Source organism: Rahnella sp. PD4 (genome assembly GCF_049199325.1).
Lineage (GTDB): Bacteria > Pseudomonadota > Gammaproteobacteria > Enterobacterales > Enterobacteriaceae > Rahnella > Rahnella perminowiae.
Window position 1 is genome coordinate 56,208 of record NZ_JBLZQF010000013.1, and the last position, 19,961, is coordinate 76,168.

At 50.1% G+C, this 19,961-nt stretch carries 20 protein-coding genes; 10 read left to right on the forward strand and 10 right to left on the reverse strand.

Features of this window, described 5'->3' with window-relative positions:
- Positions 1-27 precede the first annotated feature (27 nt).
- Positions 28-960, reverse strand: coding sequence for an ADP-glyceromanno-heptose 6-epimerase (gene rfaD, locus ACOZIO_RS22745; protein WP_129955282.1), 933 nt, complete (start codon positions 958-960; stop codon positions 28-30).
- 242 nt (positions 961-1,202) lie between these two features.
- On the opposite strand from rfaD, the gene kbl reads away from it, so the two are divergent.
- Both kbl and tdh read left to right on the forward strand, forming a co-directional pair.
- The gene (gene kbl, locus ACOZIO_RS22750) at positions 1,203-2,399 is read left to right on the forward strand and encodes a glycine C-acetyltransferase (RefSeq protein WP_129955283.1); all 1,197 of its coding nucleotides are present in this window, start codon (positions 1,203-1,205) and stop codon (positions 2,397-2,399) included.
- A gap of 9 nt (positions 2,400-2,408) precedes the next feature.
- Positions 2,409-3,431: an L-threonine 3-dehydrogenase gene (gene tdh / locus ACOZIO_RS22755; protein WP_129955284.1), complete on the forward strand. Its 1,023-nt coding sequence runs from the start codon at positions 2,409-2,411 to the stop codon at positions 3,429-3,431.
- A gap of 67 nt (positions 3,432-3,498) precedes the next feature.
- Here the strand turns inward: tdh and ACOZIO_RS22760 are convergent, their stop codons facing one another.
- The 5 genes from ACOZIO_RS22760 to gpmM form a co-directional block, all read right to left on the reverse strand.
- On the reverse strand, positions 3,499-4,428 hold the full coding sequence (locus ACOZIO_RS22760) for a hypothetical protein (protein WP_129955285.1): 930 nt from the start codon (positions 4,426-4,428) through the stop codon (positions 3,499-3,501).
- Positions 4,429-4,430: 2 nt separating this feature from the next.
- Positions 4,431-5,654, reverse strand: a complete 1,224-nt coding sequence (locus ACOZIO_RS22765) for a glycosyltransferase (RefSeq protein WP_129955286.1) — start codon at positions 5,652-5,654, stop codon at positions 4,431-4,433.
- Positions 5,655-5,835: 181 nt separating this feature from the next.
- The gene (locus tag ACOZIO_RS22770) at positions 5,836-6,765 is read right to left on the reverse strand and encodes a divergent polysaccharide deacetylase family protein (RefSeq protein WP_129955287.1); all 930 of its coding nucleotides are present in this window, start codon (positions 6,763-6,765) and stop codon (positions 5,836-5,838) included.
- A gap of 2 nt (positions 6,766-6,767) precedes the next feature.
- Positions 6,768-8,033, reverse strand: a complete 1,266-nt coding sequence (gene envC / locus ACOZIO_RS22775; protein ID WP_370278366.1) for a murein hydrolase activator EnvC — start codon at positions 8,031-8,033, stop codon at positions 6,768-6,770.
- Positions 8,034-8,205: 172 nt separating this feature from the next.
- Positions 8,206-9,750 carry a 2,3-bisphosphoglycerate-independent phosphoglycerate mutase gene (gene gpmM / locus ACOZIO_RS22780; RefSeq protein WP_421595745.1) on the reverse strand — a complete coding sequence of 515 codons (1,545 nt, stop codon included), beginning with the start codon at positions 9,748-9,750 and terminating at the stop codon, positions 8,206-8,208.
- A 303-nt stretch (positions 9,751-10,053) separates the two neighbouring features.
- Between gpmM and ACOZIO_RS22785 the strand changes: the two genes are divergently transcribed.
- From ACOZIO_RS22785 to cysE, 5 genes are all read left to right on the forward strand, one after another.
- Positions 10,054-10,485 (forward strand): rhodanese-like domain-containing protein, encoded by a 432-nt coding sequence (locus ACOZIO_RS22785; RefSeq protein ID WP_013577604.1) that lies wholly within the window; start codon positions 10,054-10,056, stop codon positions 10,483-10,485.
- Between the two features lie 53 nt (positions 10,486-10,538).
- The gene (gene grxC / locus ACOZIO_RS22790; protein WP_013577603.1) at positions 10,539-10,790 is read left to right on the forward strand and encodes a glutaredoxin 3; all 252 of its coding nucleotides are present in this window, start codon (positions 10,539-10,541) and stop codon (positions 10,788-10,790) included.
- Between the two features lie 64 nt (positions 10,791-10,854).
- Complete coding sequence (secB, locus tag ACOZIO_RS22795; RefSeq protein WP_129955290.1) at positions 10,855-11,325, forward strand: protein-export chaperone SecB; 471 nt, start codon at positions 10,855-10,857, stop codon at positions 11,323-11,325.
- The gene (gene gpsA, locus ACOZIO_RS22800) at positions 11,325-12,344 is read left to right on the forward strand and encodes an NAD(P)H-dependent glycerol-3-phosphate dehydrogenase (RefSeq protein ID WP_129955291.1); all 1,020 of its coding nucleotides are present in this window, start codon (positions 11,325-11,327) and stop codon (positions 12,342-12,344) included. Before secB ends, gpsA begins: the two co-directional genes overlap by 1 nt.
- An 87-nt stretch (positions 12,345-12,431) precedes the next feature.
- On the forward strand, positions 12,432-13,253 hold the full coding sequence (gene cysE / locus ACOZIO_RS22805) for a serine O-acetyltransferase (RefSeq protein ID WP_120133124.1): 822 nt from the start codon (positions 12,432-12,434) through the stop codon (positions 13,251-13,253).
- A gap of 52 nt (positions 13,254-13,305) precedes the next feature.
- On the opposite strand, the gene trmL is transcribed toward cysE, so the two are convergent.
- Genes trmL through cpxR form a run of 3 tightly spaced genes read right to left on the reverse strand, consistent with a single transcriptional unit; the run spans position 13,306 to position 15,885 of the window.
- Positions 13,306-13,779 (reverse strand): tRNA (uridine(34)/cytosine(34)/5-carboxymethylaminomethyluridine(34)-2'-O)-methyltransferase TrmL, encoded by a 474-nt coding sequence (gene trmL / locus ACOZIO_RS22810; RefSeq protein ID WP_129955292.1) that lies wholly within the window; start codon positions 13,777-13,779, stop codon positions 13,306-13,308.
- 37 nt (positions 13,780-13,816) lie between these two features.
- The gene (gene cpxA, locus ACOZIO_RS22815) at positions 13,817-15,187 is read right to left on the reverse strand and encodes an envelope stress sensor histidine kinase CpxA (RefSeq protein WP_129955293.1); all 1,371 of its coding nucleotides are present in this window, start codon (positions 15,185-15,187) and stop codon (positions 13,817-13,819) included.
- Complete coding sequence (gene cpxR, locus ACOZIO_RS22820; RefSeq protein ID WP_129955294.1) at positions 15,184-15,885, reverse strand: envelope stress response regulator transcription factor CpxR; 702 nt, start codon at positions 15,883-15,885, stop codon at positions 15,184-15,186. The genes cpxA and cpxR overlap by 4 nt, the downstream gene beginning before the upstream one ends.
- Before the next feature lie 152 nt (positions 15,886-16,037).
- Between cpxR and cpxP the strand changes: the two genes are divergently transcribed.
- From cpxP to ACOZIO_RS22835, 3 genes are all read left to right on the forward strand, one after another.
- Complete coding sequence (cpxP, locus tag ACOZIO_RS22825) at positions 16,038-16,547, forward strand: cell-envelope stress modulator CpxP (RefSeq protein WP_421595747.1); 510 nt, start codon at positions 16,038-16,040, stop codon at positions 16,545-16,547.
- A gap of 346 nt (positions 16,548-16,893) precedes the next feature.
- A complete protein-coding gene (pfkA, locus tag ACOZIO_RS22830) occupies positions 16,894-17,880 on the forward strand; it encodes a 6-phosphofructokinase (RefSeq protein WP_015699196.1) in 987 nt (328 codons plus the stop codon).
- Positions 17,881-18,063: 183 nt separating this feature from the next.
- Entirely contained in the window at positions 18,064-19,053 is a 990-nt protein-coding gene (locus ACOZIO_RS22835; RefSeq protein WP_129955296.1) for a sulfate ABC transporter substrate-binding protein, read from the forward strand.
- Between the two features lie 66 nt (positions 19,054-19,119).
- Here ACOZIO_RS22835 and tpiA read toward each other — a convergent pair whose 3' ends face one another.
- On the reverse strand, positions 19,120-19,887 hold the full coding sequence (tpiA, locus tag ACOZIO_RS22840; protein ID WP_129955297.1) for a triose-phosphate isomerase: 768 nt from the start codon (positions 19,885-19,887) through the stop codon (positions 19,120-19,122).
- Between the last annotated feature and the right edge of the window lie 74 nt (positions 19,888-19,961).

The window sequence follows — 19,961 nt, forward strand, 5'->3', positions numbered from 1 at the left end:
GTTAATCCATTCCTCAAGGTGCAGGGCTTAAACTGTGCGGTTAAGCCAGCTCATGTATTCCGTCACACCTTCAGCCACTGTTTTGAAGGGCTTGTCATAACCGGCGTTACGCAGGGCAGTCATATCGGCCTGCGTGAAAGACTGGTAGCGGCCCTTGAGTTTTTCCGGGAAAGGAATGTATTCGATATCGCCAGAATTGTGGTACGCCACAACGGCGTCTGCTACGGCCTGGAAGGATTCCGAACGGCCGGTACCGCAGTTGAAAATGCCTGAAACCCCGTTTTGCCAGAACCACAGGTTCACGGCTGCCACATCACCTACATAGATGAAATCGCGCTTGAAGCCTTCGCTGCCAGAGAACAGTTTTGGGTTTTCCCCGGCTTTGATCTGATTATTCAGATGGAATGCTACGCTCGCCATGCTGCCTTTATGGCCTTCACGCGGTCCGTAAACGTTGAAATAGCGGAAACCACAGATTTGAGATTCAGCGTGCGGCAGAATTTCGCGTACATACTGGTCAAACAGGAACTTAGAGTAACCGTAGACGTTCAGCGGCTGCTCATATTGGCGATCTTCTACAAAGCTGGTGCTCTGACTACCATAGGTTGCTGCGGAAGAGGCATACAGGAAGGGAATACTGCGATCCAGACAATAATGCAGAACATCTTTGGAGTACTGATAGTTGTTATCCATCATGTATTTGCCGTCCCACTCGGTCGTGGAAGAGCACGCGCCTTCATGGAAAATGGCGTCGATATCACCCAGATCGTCGCCGGCGACGATGCTGGCGATGAAATCTTCTTTGTCGCAATAATCCGCAATATCCAGATCAACCAGATTGACGAACTTGGTACCGTCTTTCAGATTATCCACCACCAGAATATCGCGGTATCCCATATCATTGAGCGATTTAATAATATTGCTGCCGATAAAACCAGCGCCGCCAGTGACGATTATCATGGGATTCACCTTTAATCATTTGAAGAACTGCGCACCATGCACAGCCTGTATAATGGGTAATATCATAACACTTCATTATGAAGCTCACATTGGGAAGGTGTCCTATAACAGGGATTCTTATGTTTCAGGGCGTAAGGCGTGAACTATGCTGCAAAACAAAGATATTGTGAGCACTTTCATCGTTATTTCATATGCAGATTAGTAAGGTATTCCGTGAATGAGTCATTTCAGGAGAATACTGTATGTCTGTTTCGTTTTATCGGCAGCTGGAAGATCAGCTGGATCAGGCTCGGGTTGAAGGGCTGTTTAAAGAAGAACGCATTCTCACCACGCCCCAGCAGGCAGAAGTCGCCGTTGCTGGCGGCCATCCGGTCATCAATTTTTGCGCTAACAACTACCTTGGCCTGGCCAATCATCCTGCATTAATCGACGCGGCAAAAGCTGGTCTCGACAGCCACGGTTTCGGCATGGCTTCGGTCCGCTTTATCTGTGGTACACAAGATACGCACAAAGAGCTCGAACACCGTCTGGCTGACTTTCTCGGTATGGATGATGCCATCCTCTATTCCTCCTGTTTTGATGCCAACGGCGGGTTATTCGAAACATTACTGGGTGAAGAAGACGCCATCATTTCGGATGCGCTGAATCACGCCTCAATAATCGACGGCGTCCGGTTATGCAAAGCCAGGCGTTACCGGTATGCCAACAACAATATGGCTGAACTGGAAACCCGTTTGCAGCAGGCAAAAGACGACGGTGCCCGCCATATTCTGGTGGCAACCGACGGTGTATTTTCGATGGATGGTGTGATTGCTAATCTGAAAGGCGTGTGCGACCTGGCTGAACGATTTGACGCGCTGGTAATGGTCGATGATTCTCATGCGGTTGGTTTTGTCGGAGCCGAAGGGCGGGGAACGCACGAATATTGTGATGTGATGGGGCGTGTGGATATTATCACCGGCACGCTCGGCAAAGCGCTGGGCGGTGCTTCCGGCGGCTATACCGCAGCGCGTCAGGAAGTGATCGACTGGCTGCGCCAGCGTTCGCGGCCTTACCTCTTTTCTAATTCTCTGGCACCGTCGATTGTCTCCGCCTCGCTTAAAGTGCTTTCCATGCTCGAAGAAGGCAACGACCTTCGTGAACGTTTGCTCAGCAACGCCAGACTGTTCCGTGAAAAAATGACCGCCGCTGGTTTCACGCTGGCGGGTGCCGATCACGCGATTATCCCGGTGATGCTGGGCGAGGCCCGTCTGGCTCAGGAATTTGCATCGCTTTTGCAGCAGGAGGGGATTTACGTCACCGGTTTCTTTTATCCGGTGGTGCCTCAGGGACAGGCGCGCATTCGTACTCAAATGTCAGCGGCGCACAGCACGGAACAGATCGAAAAGGCCGTTGAAGCCTTCACCCGTATTGGCAAAAAACTTGGCGTGATCGCCTGAGGAATGTCGATGAAAGCCTTAGCAAAACTCAAACGAGAAGAAGGCATCTGGATGACGGATGCGCCGGTACCTGAATTAGGGCACAACGATTTGCTGATCAAAATCCGTAAAACGGCCATATGTGGCACTGATGTGCATATCTACAACTGGGATGAGTGGTCACAAAAAACGATTCCCGTGCCGATGGTTGTCGGACACGAATATGTCGGCGAAGTGGTGGGTATCGGCCAGGAAGTTAAAGGTTTCAGTATCGGCGACCGGGTGTCGGGTGAGGGGCATATTACCTGCGGACATTGCCGTAATTGTCGCGGAGGACGCACACATTTGTGCCGCAATGCGCAGGGCGTCGGGGTAAACCGTCCGGGTGCTTTTGCGGAATATCTGGTATTGCCTGCTTTTAATGCGTTTAAAATCCCGGACAATATTTCCGATGATCTGGCTGCGATTTTTGATCCCTTCGGGAATGCTGTGCATACCGCATTGTCGTTTGATCTGGTCGGTGAGGATGTGCTGATCAGCGGGGCCGGCCCGATTGGCATCATGGCCGCTGCGATTTGTAAACACGTTGGTGCCCGCCATGTTGTCATTACAGATATGAACGAATACCGTCTGGAACTGGCGCGTAAAATGGGCGTAACGCGGGCAGTGAACGTCAGTCAGCAAAGCTTGCAGAATGTGATGGATGAACTGGGTATGACGGAAGGGTTTGACGTCGGACTGGAGATGTCAGGTGCACCGTCCGCATTTCGCAGCATGCTCAACGCCATGAATCACGGAGGCCGGATTGCGATGCTGGGCATTCCCTCCACTGAGATGGCGATCGACTGGAATCAGGTGATTTTCAAAGGGCTGTTTATTAAAGGCATTTACGGAAGGGAAATGTTCGAAACCTGGTACAAAATGGCCGCCCTGATTCAGTCAGGATTAGATCTTACCCCTCTCATTACCCACCATTTTCCTATTGATGAATTCCAGAAAGGGTTTGATGCAATGCGCTCCGGGCATTCAGGCAAAGTGATACTCAACTGGTAATCCGGTACGCCGGGAACGAAAAAAGCCCGCTGAAATAGCGGGCTTTTTGCTGAAAATGGCGCAGTTGTTACGCCGCAGGATCGGCCGTTTTTTTCTCGGCATCCGTCAGATAACGTACTTTACGGGTGTAATCCTGCCCTTTGAATAACAGTTCATTATCCGGTGAAGCCAGATACTTTTGCCATTCTGTCAGCGGGAAGCCGCCATGAGCGCCAATCACTTCTTTCGGGATAACCGATGGCGTACCGCCAATTTTTTTCGATACCGGCCAGTTCATCCAGTCGCCCAGATTGACGCTTTTGATATCCAGTGTATCCAGCATGGCGGCCAGAGGTAGCTGATCAGTCGGTGGCTGATTGTCTGGCAGAAGGTTCCAGGTATCTCTGAAAAACATAATCCACAGCGGGCACAAACGCTCCCAGGTTTTACGGGTGGCGGCTAAGAAAGCGCCGTTGACATGATCAACAATATAAGGGCGCACGCTGTTTTTGTAATACGCCGGGATTATCTCAGGATCACAACCGTCCAGTTTGGCAATCATCTTTCCCTGGCGGAAACTTGAGTAAATGTGATTTTCATGCAACTGAATTTCAGGCATTTTGAGTAAATTCAGATCGGAATCGATCATCAAAATACCGTCAGTCTTGGCCTGCAAAGGTGCCATCAGTTTGATCAGGCGACTGAGATAAATTTGTTTATAGCGATAATCACCGGATTTGGTCTCAGGGTTAAGCGTGACGATGCGGACTTTCTCAGGCAACGGGCGGAAATGGCTGGCATCCTGATCGGTAACAATCACGATTTCCTGTAATGCGGTCGCGAATTTATCGGCAAATTCTGCACACAGACACGCCTCTTCAATATAGTCGGCCCCTGCAGAAGGGATCACTACTGACGTAACACTGTTTTTGGGTTTGTCTGGCGTGACGGTATCGGGATACGGCAAATTATGGCGCGAAAGTATGTGACGATATTTTGGATTTAGAAATTTGAACATATTCAGCCTTGTTTCTTTTTCACACTGCTTAAAACGGTTTCAACGCCTGAGACATATTTTTCAATTGCAAATTTTTCGCGAACAATCAGGTTTGCCTGCTCTGCGATTTCATTTCTCAGATGGGCATTGAGATACAGTGTTTTCATATGGTTAAAGAGCATTTCAATATCGCCATACTCAAATAACATGCCGGTTTCTGCATTTTTAATCAGTTCGGCCGTTCCGGTGACATTCGATCCAATCACAGGTGTTTTTAGCAGCATCGATTCCAACACGACCCGTGGCAGGCCCTCACTTTTTGAACCCAAAATAAAGGTATCAAACGCGGACAGGTATTCCAGCGCATTGCTCTGAAAGCCTGTGAATATGACTTTATCCATCATATTCAGAGCCGAAGCTTGCTGAATGAGGCGGCGTAAGTTCGGGCCTTCACCCACAAACACCATTTTCCATTTAGCTTCCGGAAATGCGCGGTTAAATTTGTCCAGCGCCAGTAACGTGAAGTGATGGGCTTTGCGGTTAATCAGAGAACCGATACTGCCAAAGATGAACGTATCGTTGTCGGCCGCTAATTCTTCCCGGATTTTATTGCCGTCAGGCAATGGCTGATGAATATCAATGCCATTAAAAACGGTAAAACATAACTCCTTGCGTACACCGCGTTTGAGCAGTTGTTCCTGCACACCCTGAGAAACAGAGATAATGCTGTGGCAGAACTGGTTAACGATTCGCACAATTTCCCGGCTGAGCACCGGCTCAATACGACAATGTTGTACGATTTCTGTGGGTAAACCGGCAGTAGAATAATAGCCTTCAACATTCGAGCTGGGCTGATTATTCATATACAGAATGTCAAACTGACCGAGTTCAAGCAGGGAGTGAATTTTGCGGATGTTGGGGTTAATACGCCAGATTTTGTCGATGGAATAAATGGCTTTCTGACGCAAGTTACTGTTAAAGAAAAACAGCGTTCTTAATACTTCTTTGACGATTTTTGCCCAGGCAGGTTGTTTAACCTGCGGAATAAAGAATACCGGAACATTCAGTGAGTTTAAAATCTGGCCGATAGTTTCGCCGTTGTCCCGGGCATAATCGTTATAAAAGCAACAGCTGATTTCAAATTTTTCACGATCGATTCTTTTCAGCAGTTCTAACATACTGTTAGTACCGCCTCCCCATTCCTTGCCACTATCCAGTAGCAGAATTTTAGATCGATCTTGTCCCATCGGTTAGCGCCCTTGCTCAGTCCGGTCAAAAAAATATACAGCGCCTATTATATGAGGCAAAACCCAGAAGCTCTACTTTTTAGTTTGGCTCGTAAACTCATCTATATCAATAAGTTAGTTAATGGTAACGGAGATATGCTTACCATCAATATAATCAGGAAATCGTCAATGTGTGCGATTCCTAGTTTTGCGTAAAAGTTGTCATCACAGAATATTGCCGTTCCACAAACTCCAAGGCAGGTAAAGATTTCAGGCTTTCTCCCAGAACTTTAAACATGCTGTCCGCATAAATCTGCGGGATGGGTTGCCTGAGGCGACAGACACTGATGCCTTTACGCGATGATTTTACTGGCCCGATCGTGGCTTTGCGGGTTGCTGCGCTGCGCTGGGGTTCGTTCAGCAGATCGCTTGGCCTGACCAGAACGATATCGGCAGGTAAGTTTGGCAACATTTGCTGCAGCACTTTCACCGTAGTGGGATGTGGGTGCCCGATCGCGATGGCATAGCCATTCTTGCGTGCGAGTTGAATTGCACGTTCAAATTGACGGCGGATTTCCGTTTCATTCTGCACATCATCTAAAAAGACATTGCGTTTAATCACTTTCACCCGGGTGCCCTGAGCCGCTTTGACTGACTGGGTGTTGCCGATGGTCATACTATCAAGGAAAAACAGGTTGTGAGCATTCATTGCCTGCATGACATTTTCCATGCCGGTCAGGCTGGAGGTCATAGCGCTACCCATATGGTTATTGATACCAATCGCGTAGGGAATATTGCTGATCGCCTGATCGACAATGCGTTTCACTTCTGCGGCACTCATGGAAGGCGTGAGCGTATCTTTTTCCAGAGGTTGCTTGCTGAGCGGTGCCATCGGCAGGTGGATCAGAATCTCACGTCCCTGCTGGTGCGCTTTGTTCATCATCATCTGCGAATCGGGTGCATTGGGGAAAATCGCGACGGATACCGCTTTTGGCATCTGAAGTACCTGGTTTTCCTCATGCTGGCGATAACCGAAGTCATCGATCAGGATGGATAATTTCGCTGCCTGAACCTGACAGGCAAAGAACGCAGTACCGCAAACGGCAGCTAAAACGGACTTGTTATATCGCAATGCTATCTTCCCAACCACGGCTGTGGATTAACTGCCTGGCCCTGACGACGAATTTCAAAATACAGCGATGGCTGGCCCTGTCCGCCGCTGTTCCCAACTTTAGCAATGGCCTGACCGGTTCTGACCTGGTCGCCTACGCTGACCAGCGCATCCTGATTGTAGCCGTACAGGCTCATATCGCCTTTACCGTGATCGATAACCACAACCAGCCCGTATCCCTGTAACCAGTCCGCCAGAATGACCCGTCCGTCAGCAATCGCACGGACATCACTGCCTTCCCTTGCTGAGATCACCATCCCTTTCCAGCGTAGTTCACCCTGTAGCTGTTCGCCGAAGCGATGTATCAACGAACCATTAACAGGCCAGATATTTTGACCTGATGGTCTGCCCAGACCGCCGGTACGGGCCATCAGGGATTGCTCGCTTTGGGTTGGTTTGTAGGTGGAGCCGGATTTCTTCGCCTGTTGCTCTTTCGCTCTGACTGCCGCAGCTTCACGCGCTTCTTTTTCTGCGCGTGCTTTGGCGGCACGTTCAGCGGCTGCAATTTTGTTTTGCAGGCTGGATTCGTTGGCGCGCAGTTCAGTCAGGCTCTGCTCATCTTTTTGCAATGAGGATTCGAGCGCGGTCAGTGTTTGTTTGCGTGCGGCGCGTGCCTGTTCGAGTTTCTGCTGCTGGGTTTGCTGTTCATCCAACAGGCTTTTTTGCCGGGCTTGTTTAGATTGCAAAGACACACGCTGTGCCGCCAGCGTAGTGCGGGTCTGTTTCAGATCTTCGATGGTTTTCTGTCGTGCTTCATTCAGATAACCAAAATAAGCCAGGATCCTCTCGCTGCGTTCGCTCTCTTCGCTGCTCAGCAGTAATTGCAGGCCCTTATGCTGCCCGATGCGGAAGGCGGCATCGAGCTGCTTTGCCAGAATAGTTTCCTGCGTCTTTTGTTGTTTTTGCAATTTATCGATGGACGCATTCAGCCCGGAAATGTCTTTTCCCAAAGTGGCGAGGGTTGACTGTGTACTGCGCAACTGACTGCTGGCTGAAGCGATGGTTTTTTCCTGCGCCTGCAGTTGCTGCAGTAAAGTGCCGCGTTGCTGTTTCTGCTGTTTTACGCTTTTCTCTTTTTCCGCAATGTTTTGCTGAATGGTTTTGAGCTGATCTTTATTGTCGTCAGCATGCACGCTCACAGAGAGAGACAGCAGAGATACGCACAGTAATAAGGCTGGAGATGGGAAGGCAGATACGGCCTTGTCCTGAGCGGAAAGGCGGGTTCTCATCAGGCTGAAATGAATGAATTTGCTCAAACTTTTTTCCGCTTGTCGACCGTGGATGATAGACAATATGGCTGTCCCTTATCGTATCGTAACACTAATCAACAGGCTGATGCACAAACAAAAAAGGCGTACCAACGGAGGTCAGTACACCTTTTTTAACACGCTTTAACAGCAATTAGCGGGCGATAAACAGCGGTTTGCCGGTCATTTCCGTCGGAATTTCCATGCCCATCAGTGAAAGCATGGTTGGCGCGATATCAGATAATTTACCGCCTTCAACAGCCTGTGCATTTCCACCGATATAGATGAGCGGTACCGGCAGGCTGGTATGTGCGGTATGCGCCTGGCCGGTGGCAGGATCACGCATCTGTTCCGCATTGCCGTGGTCGGCTGTAATCAACAACTGACCACCGGCGGCTTTCACTGCGTCCACGACCTGAGCAACACATTTATCGAGCGCTTCAACGGCACTGACAGCCGCATCGTAAACACCGGTATGGCCGACCATGTCGCCATTTGGATAGTTACAAATGATGGCGTCATATTTACCGCTGCTGATTGCGCCGAGCAATTTTTCCGTCAGTTCAGCAGAGCTCATTTCCGGTTGCAGGTCATAAGTCGCCACATTAGGTGATTTCACCAGGATACGATCTTCGCCTTCAAATGAGTCTTCCATGCCACCGTTAAAGAAGAAGGTGACATGGGCATATTTTTCGGTTTCAGAGATACGCAACTGCGTTTTCCCGTGCGCCATCAACCATTCGCCCAGCGTATTTTTCAGGGATGCCGGTGGATAGGCACAGGCTGCATTGATGTCTGCAGCATATTCGGTCAGCATGATAAAATCGCCGAAATTAATCACTTTTTCGCGGGTAAAGCCCTCAAAATCCGGGCTAATGAAAGCACGGGTGATTTCACGTGCACGGTCTGCACGGAAGTTCATAAAGACCAGCGCATCGCCATCATTGATTGCGGCAGTTTCTTCGCCAGCGGCTTGCAACACAGTCGGTTTGACGAACTCATCATTTTCGTCGCGGGCATAAGCGGCTTGCAGACCTGCAAGGGCGTTATCGGCAGTGAATGCGCCTTTTGCCTGTGACATTAAGTCATAGGCCTGTTGCACACGATCCCAGCGGTTGTCGCGATCCATGGCGTAATAACGCCCCACGATTGACGCGACACGGCCTGTACCTATCTGTGCAAATTTTTCTGAGAAGCGTTTCAGGGCTGCTTCAGCACTGCGCGGTGGGGTATCGCGGCCATCCAGGAAGGCATGCAGATAAATGGCTTTCGCACCACGGCGTTGCGCCAGCTCAATCATCGCCATAATGTGATCTTCGTGACTGTGAACGCCACCCGCAGACAGCAGACCCATAATATGAACCGATTTGCCGGCGGCGATTGCATGATCAACAGCGCCAGTCAGTACGCTATTATTAAAGAAATCACCTTCTTTAATTTCTTTGTCCAGACGGGTGAGATCCTGATACACGATGCGACCGGCACCTAAATTGACATGGCCGACTTCGGAGTTACCCATCTGCCCGTCGGGTAAACCGACGTCCAGCCCGGATGCGGCGATGAGGGTGTGCGGATGAGTGGCCCACAAATTATCCATGACGGGGGTTTTGGCGTTCAGAATTGCATTATCTTGTTGTTCTTCACGATGCCCGTAGCCATCAAGAATCACCAGAACCATCGGTTTTTTGTTGCTCGACATGTCAATTGACCTCAGTTTGAAAGATGAAATGCTCATTAGGCTCGCCAGCTGAAACAGTCTGAACAGGCGCGGCTAAGGGCATTTAAGGCGGCTGATTTTACCTCAGCGCGGTAAGTGAATAGCCGGAGGAGATCAAAGATGAGGTGAGGTGAGGGTTAACTTTCGCTATAAAGGCGTGTTAATTTTCCGAGACGTGCCGCAGATTGTGGCAATCGCCGCGCTTACTGGCTGTATTTGCTCCGACGCGCAGGTATACTCTGAAGCCTTGAATTTTCCCCCAACTGACGGGAGTTGCTACACCCCATGCAAGATATTATGCCATTCATCAGTGCGCATCCGGTTCTCAGCCTGGCGTGGGTTGCGTTACTGATTGCAGTAATTGTAACCACTTTTAAAACACGTTTTTCTAAAGTAAAAGAGATCACCCGTGGCGAAGCAACCCGCCTGATTAACAAAGAAGACGCCATTGTTGTCGATGTCCGCGCGCGTGAAGAATTCCGCAAAGGCCACATCGCTGAATCACAAAATGTGTTGTCTGCCGACATCAAGAACAACAACCTGGGTGAACTGACCAAACATAAAGCACAGCCTGTTATCGTGGTTTGTGCCACAGGCCAGACTTCCCGCACTGCGGCTGAAGGCCTTATTGCTGCGGGTTTTGAACGCGTCTTTACACTCAAAGAAGGTATCAGCGGCTGGAGCAGTGAAAATCTGCCATTAGTGCGCGGTAAATAAGACATTAAGCAAACTGCTACGGCAATAAATTTTACGACTCTGAGGTGGAACCCATGGCCAAAATTGAAATCTACACCAAGGCAACCTGCCCTTACTGCCATCGTGCGAAGGCTCTCCTTAATAGTAAAGGGGCTTCATTCGATGAAATCGCTATCGACGGTGACGCGGATAAACGTGAAAAAATGATCGCCCGTAGCGGTCGTTCAACCGTTCCTCAGATTTTTATCGATGGGCAACACGTAGGCGGTTGTGATGATTTACATGCACTTGATGCACGCGGTGGCCTTGACCCAATGCTGGGTTAATAAAGGCGGCGCCTGTTTTCCATTAAGTGTTTAAAAGGACTATTAACCCGAGGGTACTACTCACATGTCAGAACAAAATAACACCGAGATGGCTTTCCAGATCCAACGTATCTACACCAAAGACATCTCTTTTGAAGCGCCAAATGCGCCTCAGGTTTTCCAGCAAGACTGGCAGCCAGAAGTTAAACTGGATCTTGATACTGCTTCCAGCCAGCTGGCTGACGGCGTATATGAAGTCGTCTTGCGTGTGACCGTAACGTCTTCCCTGGGCGACGAAACTGCGTTCCTGTGCGAAGTTCAGCAAGGTGGTATCTTCACTATCTCCGGTATTGATGGCAACCAGATGGCACATTGCCTGGGGGCATATTGCCCGAACATTCTGTTCCCGTATGCCCGTGAGTGCATCACCAGCCTGGTTTCCCGCGGTACCTTCCCGCAACTGAATCTGGCACCTGTTAACTTTGACGCTCTGTTCATGAACTATCTGCAACAGCAAGCTGAAGGCGAAGGTGCTGAACCGCATCAGGATGCCTGATGAAAACCGTCAATGCGTCAATGACAGTGATCGGTGCCGGCTCGTACGGCACCGCTTTAGCGATTACTCTTGCCAGAAATGGTCATCCCGTTGTGCTGTGGGGACATAATCCCGACCACATCAATGCGTTACAGCGCGCCCGTTGTAATCAGGAATTTCTTCCTGATGTTCATTTCCCCGATAATCTGTTGCTCGAAACCAATCTTTCTATCGCGTTAGCTGCCAGTCGTAATGTACTGGTTGTAGTGCCAAGCCATGTATTTGGTGACGTATTACGCCAGCTGAAACCGCATCTGCGCCCTGATGCGCGCGTGGTGTGGGCGACGAAAGGTCTGGAAGCCGAAACCGGACGTTTGTTGCAAGATGTCGCGCGCGAAGAACTCGGCGATGCAATTCCATTAGCCGTCGTTTCCGGGCCGACATTTGCTAAAGAACTGGCGGCCGGCATGCCAACGGCAATCTCACTGGCCGCAACGGATACCCGTTTTGCCGAAGATTTGCAGCAATTGCTGCACTGTGGCAAAAGCTTCCGTGTTTACAGCAACCCCGATTTTATCGGTGTTCAGCTGGGCGGTGCGATTAAAAATGTTATCGCGATTGGTGCCGGGATGTCTGATGGTATCGGCTTTGGGGCTAATGCAAGAACCGCGCTGATTACCCGTGGTCTGGCAGAAATGACCCGCCTGGGTTCCGCTTTAGGCGCTGACCCAGCCACATTTATGGGCATGGCAGGCTTGGGTGATTTAGTGTTAACCTGCACAGACAACCAGTCCCGCAACCGTCGCTTCGGCATTATGCTGGGGCAAGGCAAAGATGTTCAGACTGCTCAGGACACCATCGGCCAGGTTGTTGAAGGCTATCGCAATACAAAAGAAGTGCGGGCTCTGGCGCAGCGAAATAATGTTGAAATGCCGATCACGGAACAGATTTACCAGGTGCTGTATTGCGGTAAAGATGCGCGTGAAGCAGCAATCAGTCTGCTTGCCCGTGCGAGCAAGGACGAAAAACACAGCCACTGAAAGGCATTTGCAGAATAGCCACCTTGTTGGTATTCCCCACAGGGCGGCTTTTTATTACCCGAACTTGCAAAGTCGTAAGGAAAAGTGATGTCGTTAGAAGAATTAGAACTGGTCTGGAATAACATTAAATCAGAGGCGAGAGCGCTGGCTGAGTGTGAACCGATGCTGGCCAGTTTTTTCCATGCGACGTTGCTAAAACATGAAACGCTGGGCGGCGCGTTGAGCTACATTCTGGCCAACAAACTGGGCAATCCGATTATGCCTGCGATGGCGATCCGTGAAGTTGTCGAAGAAGCCTATCGCAACGACGAACAAATGATCCTGTCCGCTGCCCGCGACATTTTGGCTGTGCATCAGCGTGATGCCGCGGTCGACAAATATTCCACACCGCTGCTTTATCTTAAAGGGTTCCACGCGCTGCAGGCTTACCGCATCGGTAACTGGCTATGGAAGCAGGATCGCAAAGCGCTGGCAATTTATTTCCAGAATCAGATTTCAGTGTCATTTGGGGTAGATATTCACCCGGCGGCACGCATTGGCTGTGGCATCATGTTTGACCACGCCACCGGCATTGTCATCGGTGAAACGGCCGTGGTGGAAAATGACGTGTCGATTCTGCAATCTGTGACACTGGGTGGTACAGGGAAAACCTGCGGTGACCGACACCCTAAAATTCGTGAAGGCGTCATGATTGGTGCCGGTGCGAAAATCCTCGGCAACATCGAAGTGGGTGCTGGCGCAAAAATCGGTGCGGGTTCAGTCGTATTACAATCAGTTCCTCCACATACCACGGCTGCAGGCGTTCCGGCGCGTATTGTCGGGCGGCCGGAAAGCGAGCGGCCTTCCATGGATATGGATCAGCATTTCAACGGTATTGTGCAGGGTTTTGAATTCGGCGACGGCATCTGACAGGCTTTCAGATGGCATGAATCTGCATGCCATCCTCTTCACTTCCAATACGCTATTCTTTCAGCAATGCGCCCGGATATCCCAACTGACGCCAGGCTTCATAAACCACAACGGACACAGCATTCGACAAGTTCATGCTGCGGCTTTCTGCGCGCATGGGAATGCGGATTTTCTGTTGTGCTGGCAGGTTATCCAGTATGGATGCCGGCAAGCCGCGAGTTTCTGGGCCGAAGAGCAGGAAATCATCCTCCTGATAGCTGACGGCGCTATGTGCTGGCGTGCCTTTGGTTGTCAGTGCAAACAGGCGCTGTGGGTTTTCACTACTGAGAAAGGCATCATAATTAGCGTGATGCTTGATATTGGCGAATTCATGGTAATCGAGCCCGGCGCGGCGCAGACGTTTATCGTCCCAGCCGAAACCCAAAGGTTCGATGAGGTGAAGCTGGCATCCGGTGTTGGCACACAGGCGGATAATGTTGCCGGTGTTGGGCGGGATTTCTGGTTCAAATAAAACAATGTTAAGCATGCGTCCCCCTGATAGAGGGACGCAGAATAGCAGAAACTTAACGCTGGTGCAGCGGCAGCCAGATAATCAAACGAAGGCCGCCCAGCGGGCTGTCTTCGGCTTTTACCTTGCCTCTGTGCTGTTGAACAGCGGTATCGACGATAGCCAGCCCAAGGCCGGTACCGCCGGATTCCCGGTCACGCGCTTCATCAGTACGGTAGAACGGACGGAAAATCTGCTCACGATCTTCCTCACTTACGCCGGGGCCGTCATCATCTACGGTGATGGTGATCCCTTCGTTGTCGTGGGCGAAGTTCAGCACAATATGATGATTCGAATAACGCAGGGCGTTACGCACGATGTTCTCCAGCGCGCTGTCGAGCGCCGCCGCATTACCGATCAGTTTCCACGGGCCAGGTGGTGATGTGACTTCAAGTGTTTTGCCCATTTGTTCGGCTTCAAACTGTGCGTCGTCAATCACTCCAGCCCACAATTCGTGTGCCTTTAGGGTTTCGCGCGATAATTCATTTTTATGCTGGCTGCGTGACAACACCAGCAGGTCATTGATCATGCCATCAAGGCGCTGAGCTTCATTTTCGATGCGTTGCAGCTCTTTCCCTTCACCATGACGACGTCTCATCAACGCGGTTGCCAGTTGCAAACGCGTCAGCGGGGTACGGAGTTCATGTGAGATATCGGAAATCAGTCGTTGTTGCGCCGTGACCATCCGTTCGAGTGCGCTGACCATCTGGTTGAAGCTGGCACCGGTCGCGAGGAACTCCTGTGGCCCTGCTTCGAGTTCCGGATGCTGCTTAAGATTGCCGCGTGCAACGTCATCAGCGGCGTTTTTCAACTTGCGCGCCGGTTTCGCCAGGCTCCAGGCCAGCCAGAGCAACAGCGGGGCGCTGATCAGCATGGTGACGATTAACAGCAACAGCGGGCGGTCGAACATCAGGTTGATAAAATCAGACTGGGAACTGCTGGCTGGGCGCATCAGATAAAGCTGGTAATTGTCTTCGCCGTCACGAACGGAGAAAGGCCCCACCATTTCGACGCGGCCATATTTTTTCTTCTTCGGGCGATCTGAGTTATCAGACTGGCCGATAAAGTTACGCACGATCTGCATTTCATTGCGCTGAGCGCCAATCACCCGCCCTTCGCTGGTCACCAGCAACAGGCGCTGACCTGGCGGAGCCCATTTGTCGATGGCACGGAACAAGCGGCGCCACCACATCAGGTCATTTGCAGGATCGGTCGCCAGTTCAGCCTCAACGTGTTGTTCAATCATCAGGCCTTGCCGCTGCTCGTTATCGAGCAGCGGTGTAATCTGGCGTGAATCGAGTTTCGGCACCATTAATACCAGCATCAGCACTAAGGCTAATGTGAACCAGAAAATGGCAAAAATACGTGCCGTAAGGCTGTTTATCATGAAGCAGAAACCATCAGATAACCACGTCCACGCAGGGTTTTAAACCACGGATGACCATCCTGGCGATCGGGTAATTTACGGCGCAGATTCGAGATATGCATATCAATAGCACGGTCAAACGGCGTCAGACGTTTCCCCAGCACTTCCTGACTAAGGTGTTCGCGGGAAACAACTTGTCCAAGATGTTTTGCCAGTAAGTACAAAAGGGTGAATTCAGTGCCGGTTAAATCCAGCGCTTCCCCGTTAAAGCTGGCTTCCTGACGGCCTGGGTTCAGTTGCAGCCCGTCCACTTCGAGCGTCGGTGAGCCGCTGTTTTCATTGCTTTGCTGCTGTTCGCTCCAGTTAGAGCGACGCAACATGGCCCGGATACGAGCCACGAGCTCGCGGTCATTAAACGGTTTTGGCAGATAGTCATCGGCACCCAGCTCAAGGCCAAGAACACGATCTAATTCACTGCCACGAGCGGTTAACATAATCACTGGCGTCTGATGGCGCTGGCGTAATTCTTTAAGGGTTTCAATGCCGTTTTTCTTCGGCATCATCACGTCAAGTAACAGAAGATCGATGGTATTATCGATTTTCTCTAATGCCTGCTCACCATCGTAAGCCACTACAACATTAAAGCCTTCCATTTCGAGCAATTCTTTCAAAAGTGAAGTCAGTTCACGGTCGTCATCAACTAACAAAATTTTATTCATTGTATTTACCTCTAGACGCAAAATACGTCATCAATTGCCGCTATTCCATGACTTTACGTACTTTTACAAGCACTGACGCTTGTTTGCAGCAGCAGGTTTAGACTGCTTTTCAATGATTCGCGATGAAGCGATAAAGACTTTAGGAGTATGTGATGTTTAAGGCAGCTTCATTTGGTTTGGCCACGCTTCTGACACTCAGTTCAGGTGTCGTTTTAGCAGATGGCGCAAAACCAGTGTCGGCGATGCCAGCAGAAGATGATAGCACGATGTTGGAGAAGCCTCTGGAACGCAACACTATGTTTGATGGTGTTAATCTCACTGAACAGCAGCGCCAGCAAATGCGTGACCTGATGCACCAGGCTCGAAAAGATTTGCCTAATGTAAATGTAGAACAGATAGAAACGATGCACCGATTGGTTACCGCCGAAAAGTTCGATCAGGCCGCCGTCCGTGCGCAAGCTGAATTGATGGCTCAGGAGCAGGTGGATCGTCAGGTCGAAATGGCCCGCATCCGCAACCAGATGTTTAATCTGCTGACCCCTGAGCAAAAAAATGTATTGAACCAGAAACACGAGCAGCGCATGAAACAGATGCAAATGCAGTTATCTGGATTACAGCCCTCTTCTGCCCAGAAGACGAGTAGTACCAGCACGACCGAGTAAGATCCCTGTTTTTCCTTGCCATAGACACCATCCCTGTCTTCCCCCACCGAAAGGTGGGGTTTTTTTTGCCCTCAATTTGGGTGGGATCTGCAAATAGGAAATTTACAAGGTGGAAATCTGCGCGTAACGAACGGGAAATATCTTGTAAAAGCCGTATGAATCAGTAAATTGCGATGTACCGAGCGGTGTATGCGTATTCTTGCTGACTTGAATCAATTCAGCACCGGTGTTTTGTTATACTATAGGCTCAAACGCTAATAAGCCCTTTTGGCTGCATAAGAAAAATTCGCCCAACAGGCTGGCTCAAGATTCTTAAGAAATTGCATCTACAAGTTCAGAGGTAGTCATGATCAAAAAAATTGGTGTACTGACAAGTGGTGGCGATGCCCCAGGCATGAATGCTGCGATCCGTGGCGTTGTCCGCGCCGCTTTATCTGCAGATTTGGAAGTCTACGGTATTGAAGATGGCTACCTCGGCATGTATGAAAACCGCATGCGCAAACTGGATCGTTACAGCGTCTCCGATATGATCAACCGTGGTGGTACTTTCCTGGGTTCAGCACGTTTTCCGGAATTCCGTGATCCAGAAATGCGTAAAGTTGCCCTACAGAATATGAAAGACCGCGGTATTGATGGCCTGGTGGTTATCGGCGGTGACGGTTCATATGCGGGTGCAGACCTGCTGACGAAAGAAGGTGGCATCCGTTGTATCGGCCTGCCAGGTACCATCGATAACGATGTTGCCGGGACTGACTACACTATCGGTTTTTTCACCGCATTAGGCACTGTGGTTGAGGCGATTGACCGTTTACGTGATACCTCATCCTCACACCAGCGTATCTCTATTGTTGAAGTGATGGGCCGCTATTGCGGTGATTTGACTTTAGCGGCAGCGATTGCCGGGGGATGCGAATTTATCGCTATCCCTGAAGTTGAATTTAAACGTGATGATCTGGTTGCTGAAATCAAAGCCGGTATCGCGAAAGGTAAAAAACACGCGATTGTCGCCATCACCGAGAAGTTAGATAACATCGAAGAACTGGCTAAATACATCGAGAAAGAAACCTGTCGTGAAACGCGTGGCACTGTCTTAGGCCATATTCAGCGTGGCGGAGCACCGGTCGCTTATGACCGTATCCTGGCTTCCCGCATGGGTGCTTATGCTGTTGACCTGCTGCTGGAAGAAGACCGCGACTATTCTCAGGGCGGTTTCTGTGTGGGTGTAGAAAACGAGAAAATGGTTCACGAATTAATCTCGATTTGTATCGCGCCAGAGAACAAGAAAAGCAAGTTCAAAGAAGACTGGTACGACACGGCGAAAAAACTTTTCTGATTCAGTTTATTGCGTGTTTAGAAGAACCTCCCTGGCGGGAGGTTTTTTTTCGCCCGCCTTTTGTTTATTCCATAAAGTAATAGAAAAAAACCTTTTATTCTTTATGTGTTTCATTTTTATCTGGCACGCTCTCTTTAACGAACAAATAAATGAAATCCATAGAAACTATTTCGGGAGAGTACGATGCGTAAATGGGCTGCAGGTTTGGGATTACTGTTGGTAGCAACGGGAGCGATTGCCAAAGATATTCAGATTCTGAACGTGTCATACGATCCAACCCGTGAGTTCTATGAACAATATAATAAGGCGTTCAGCAAATACTGGCAGGGCAAAACCGGTGATACGGTTACTGTGCGCCAGTCGCATGGCGGCTCAGGCAAACAGGCTACGTCAGTTATTAATGGCATTGAAGCGGATGTAGTGACACTGGCGCTGGCTTATGACGTTGATGCCATTGCCGAGCGCGGTCGTATTGATAAAAACTGGATCACCCGCCTGCCGGACAATTCTGCGCCGTATACGTCTACCATTGTGTTCCTGGTGCGTAAAGGTAATCCGAAACAAATTCATGACTGGAATGATTTGATCAAACCGGGTGTGTCGGTGATTACGCCGAATCCTAAAACGTCTGGCGGCGCACGCTGGAACTATCTGGCTGCCTGGGGTTATGCGTTGCATCACAACAACAATGACAAAGCGAAGGCTCAGGATTTCGTGAAAGCATTGTATAAAAACGTGGAAGTGTTGGATTCCGGTGCTCGTGGCGCAACCAACACCTTCGTTGAGCGCGGTATCGGTGATGTGCTGATCGCATGGGAAAACGAAGCGCTGCTGGCGACCAAAGAAGTCGGCAAAGACAAGTTTGAAATCGTCACGCCAAGCGAATCAATATTGGCGGAGCCAACGGTTTCCGTAGTCGATAAAGTGGTGGATAAGCGTGGCACCCGTACAGTGGCGGATGCCTACCTGAAGTACCTGTATTCACCGGAAGGCCAGACCATCGCAGCAGAAAACTATTACCGTCCGCGTGATCCGCAAGTCGAGAAGAAATTCGCGGCTGAATTCCCGAAACTGAAACTGTTCACCATTGATCAGGTTGCAGGTACCTGGGCTCAGGCGCAGAAAGACCATTTCGCGACCGACGGAATTTTCGACCAAATCACCAAACGTTAATCGCGCTTTTACAGACAATAAAAAACCCCGGCATGCCGGGGTTTTTTATTGTGCGGAAGAAACAGCTTACGCTTGTTTAGCTTCAGCAGCGGCTTTGACGATCACAGCGAAAGCATCTGCTTTCAGTGACGCACCGCCAACCAGCGCGCCATCGATGTCTGGCTGGGTGAACAGTTCAGCAGCATTGGCCGCGTTAACAGAACCGCCGTACTGGATGATCACTTGCTCTGCAACCGCAGCATCTTGTTTTGCGATATGGTCACGGATGAATTTGTGAACCGCCTGAGCCTGAGCCGGGGTGGCAGACTTGCCGGTACCGATCGCCCAGACAGGTTCGTAAGCGATAACAGCGCCTTCGAATGCTTTTGCACCCAGAGTGTTCAGCACCGCATCCAGTTGTTTCGCGCAAACGGCTTCAGTCTTGCCTGCTTCGTTTTCTGCTTCGGTTTCACCGATGCACAGAACAGGAGTCAGGCCAGCGTCTTTCAGCACACCGAATTTTTTCGCGATGAACTCGTCGCTTTCTTTGTGGTAAGTGCGGCGTTCTGAGTGACCGATGATGATGTATTTCGCACCGATGTCTTTCAGCATGTCGGCAGAGATTTCACCAGTGAATGCGCCGGACAGGTTCGCATCAACGTTCTGAGCACCCAGCGCAATACGGCTGCCAGCCAGAGCGTGTTTAGCCTGTGACAGGTAAACTTCTGGTGGAGCAATTGCAACGCCACAACCTACAACTGTGCTCAGTTCAGTACGCAGAGCAGCAATCAGTTCGTTAACCATGTGGGTGCTGCCGTTAAGCTTCCAGTTACCCATCACTAATGGATGTCGCATGTTTTTTCCTCCAAAAGGGGACGCGAGTGTCGATTAAAATTTCTGCCAAATAAGCAGATTACCTGTGCAACAGT

Coding starts and splice junctions, on each gene's coding strand:
- rfaD (WP_129955282.1), bottom strand. CDS start 960: ATGATAATCGTCACTGGCGGCGCTGGTTTTATCGGCAGCAATATTATT.
- kbl (WP_129955283.1), top strand. CDS start 1,203: ATGTCTGTTTCGTTTTATCGGCAGCTGGAAGATCAGCTGGATCAGGCT.
- tdh (WP_129955284.1), top strand. CDS start 2,409: ATGAAAGCCTTAGCAAAACTCAAACGAGAAGAAGGCATCTGGATGACG.
- ACOZIO_RS22760 (WP_129955285.1), bottom strand. CDS start 4,428: ATGTTCAAATTTCTAAATCCAAAATATCGTCACATACTTTCGCGCCAT.
- ACOZIO_RS22765 (WP_129955286.1), bottom strand. CDS start 5,654: ATGGGACAAGATCGATCTAAAATTCTGCTACTGGATAGTGGCAAGGAA.
- envC (WP_370278366.1), bottom strand. CDS start 8,033: ATGAGAACCCGCCTTTCCGCTCAGGACAAGGCCGTATCTGCCTTCCCA.
- gpmM (WP_421595745.1), bottom strand. CDS start 9,750: ATGTCGAGCAACAAAAAACCGATGGTTCTGGTGATTCTTGATGGCTAC.
- ACOZIO_RS22785 (WP_013577604.1), top strand. CDS start 10,054: ATGCAAGATATTATGCCATTCATCAGTGCGCATCCGGTTCTCAGCCTG.
- grxC (WP_013577603.1), top strand. CDS start 10,539: ATGGCCAAAATTGAAATCTACACCAAGGCAACCTGCCCTTACTGCCAT.
- secB (WP_129955290.1), top strand. CDS start 10,855: ATGTCAGAACAAAATAACACCGAGATGGCTTTCCAGATCCAACGTATC.
- gpsA (WP_129955291.1), top strand. CDS start 11,325: ATGAAAACCGTCAATGCGTCAATGACAGTGATCGGTGCCGGCTCGTAC.
- cysE (WP_120133124.1), top strand. CDS start 12,432: ATGTCGTTAGAAGAATTAGAACTGGTCTGGAATAACATTAAATCAGAG.
- trmL (WP_129955292.1), bottom strand. CDS start 13,779: ATGCTTAACATTGTTTTATTTGAACCAGAAATCCCGCCCAACACCGGC.
- cpxA (WP_129955293.1), bottom strand. CDS start 15,187: ATGATAAACAGCCTTACGGCACGTATTTTTGCCATTTTCTGGTTCACA.
- cpxR (WP_129955294.1), bottom strand. CDS start 15,885: ATGAATAAAATTTTGTTAGTTGATGACGACCGTGAACTGACTTCACTT.
- cpxP (WP_421595747.1), top strand. CDS start 16,038: ATGTTTAAGGCAGCTTCATTTGGTTTGGCCACGCTTCTGACACTCAGT.
- pfkA (WP_015699196.1), top strand. CDS start 16,894: ATGATCAAAAAAATTGGTGTACTGACAAGTGGTGGCGATGCCCCAGGC.
- ACOZIO_RS22835 (WP_129955296.1), top strand. CDS start 18,064: ATGCGTAAATGGGCTGCAGGTTTGGGATTACTGTTGGTAGCAACGGGA.
- tpiA (WP_129955297.1), bottom strand. CDS start 19,887: ATGCGACATCCATTAGTGATGGGTAACTGGAAGCTTAACGGCAGCACC.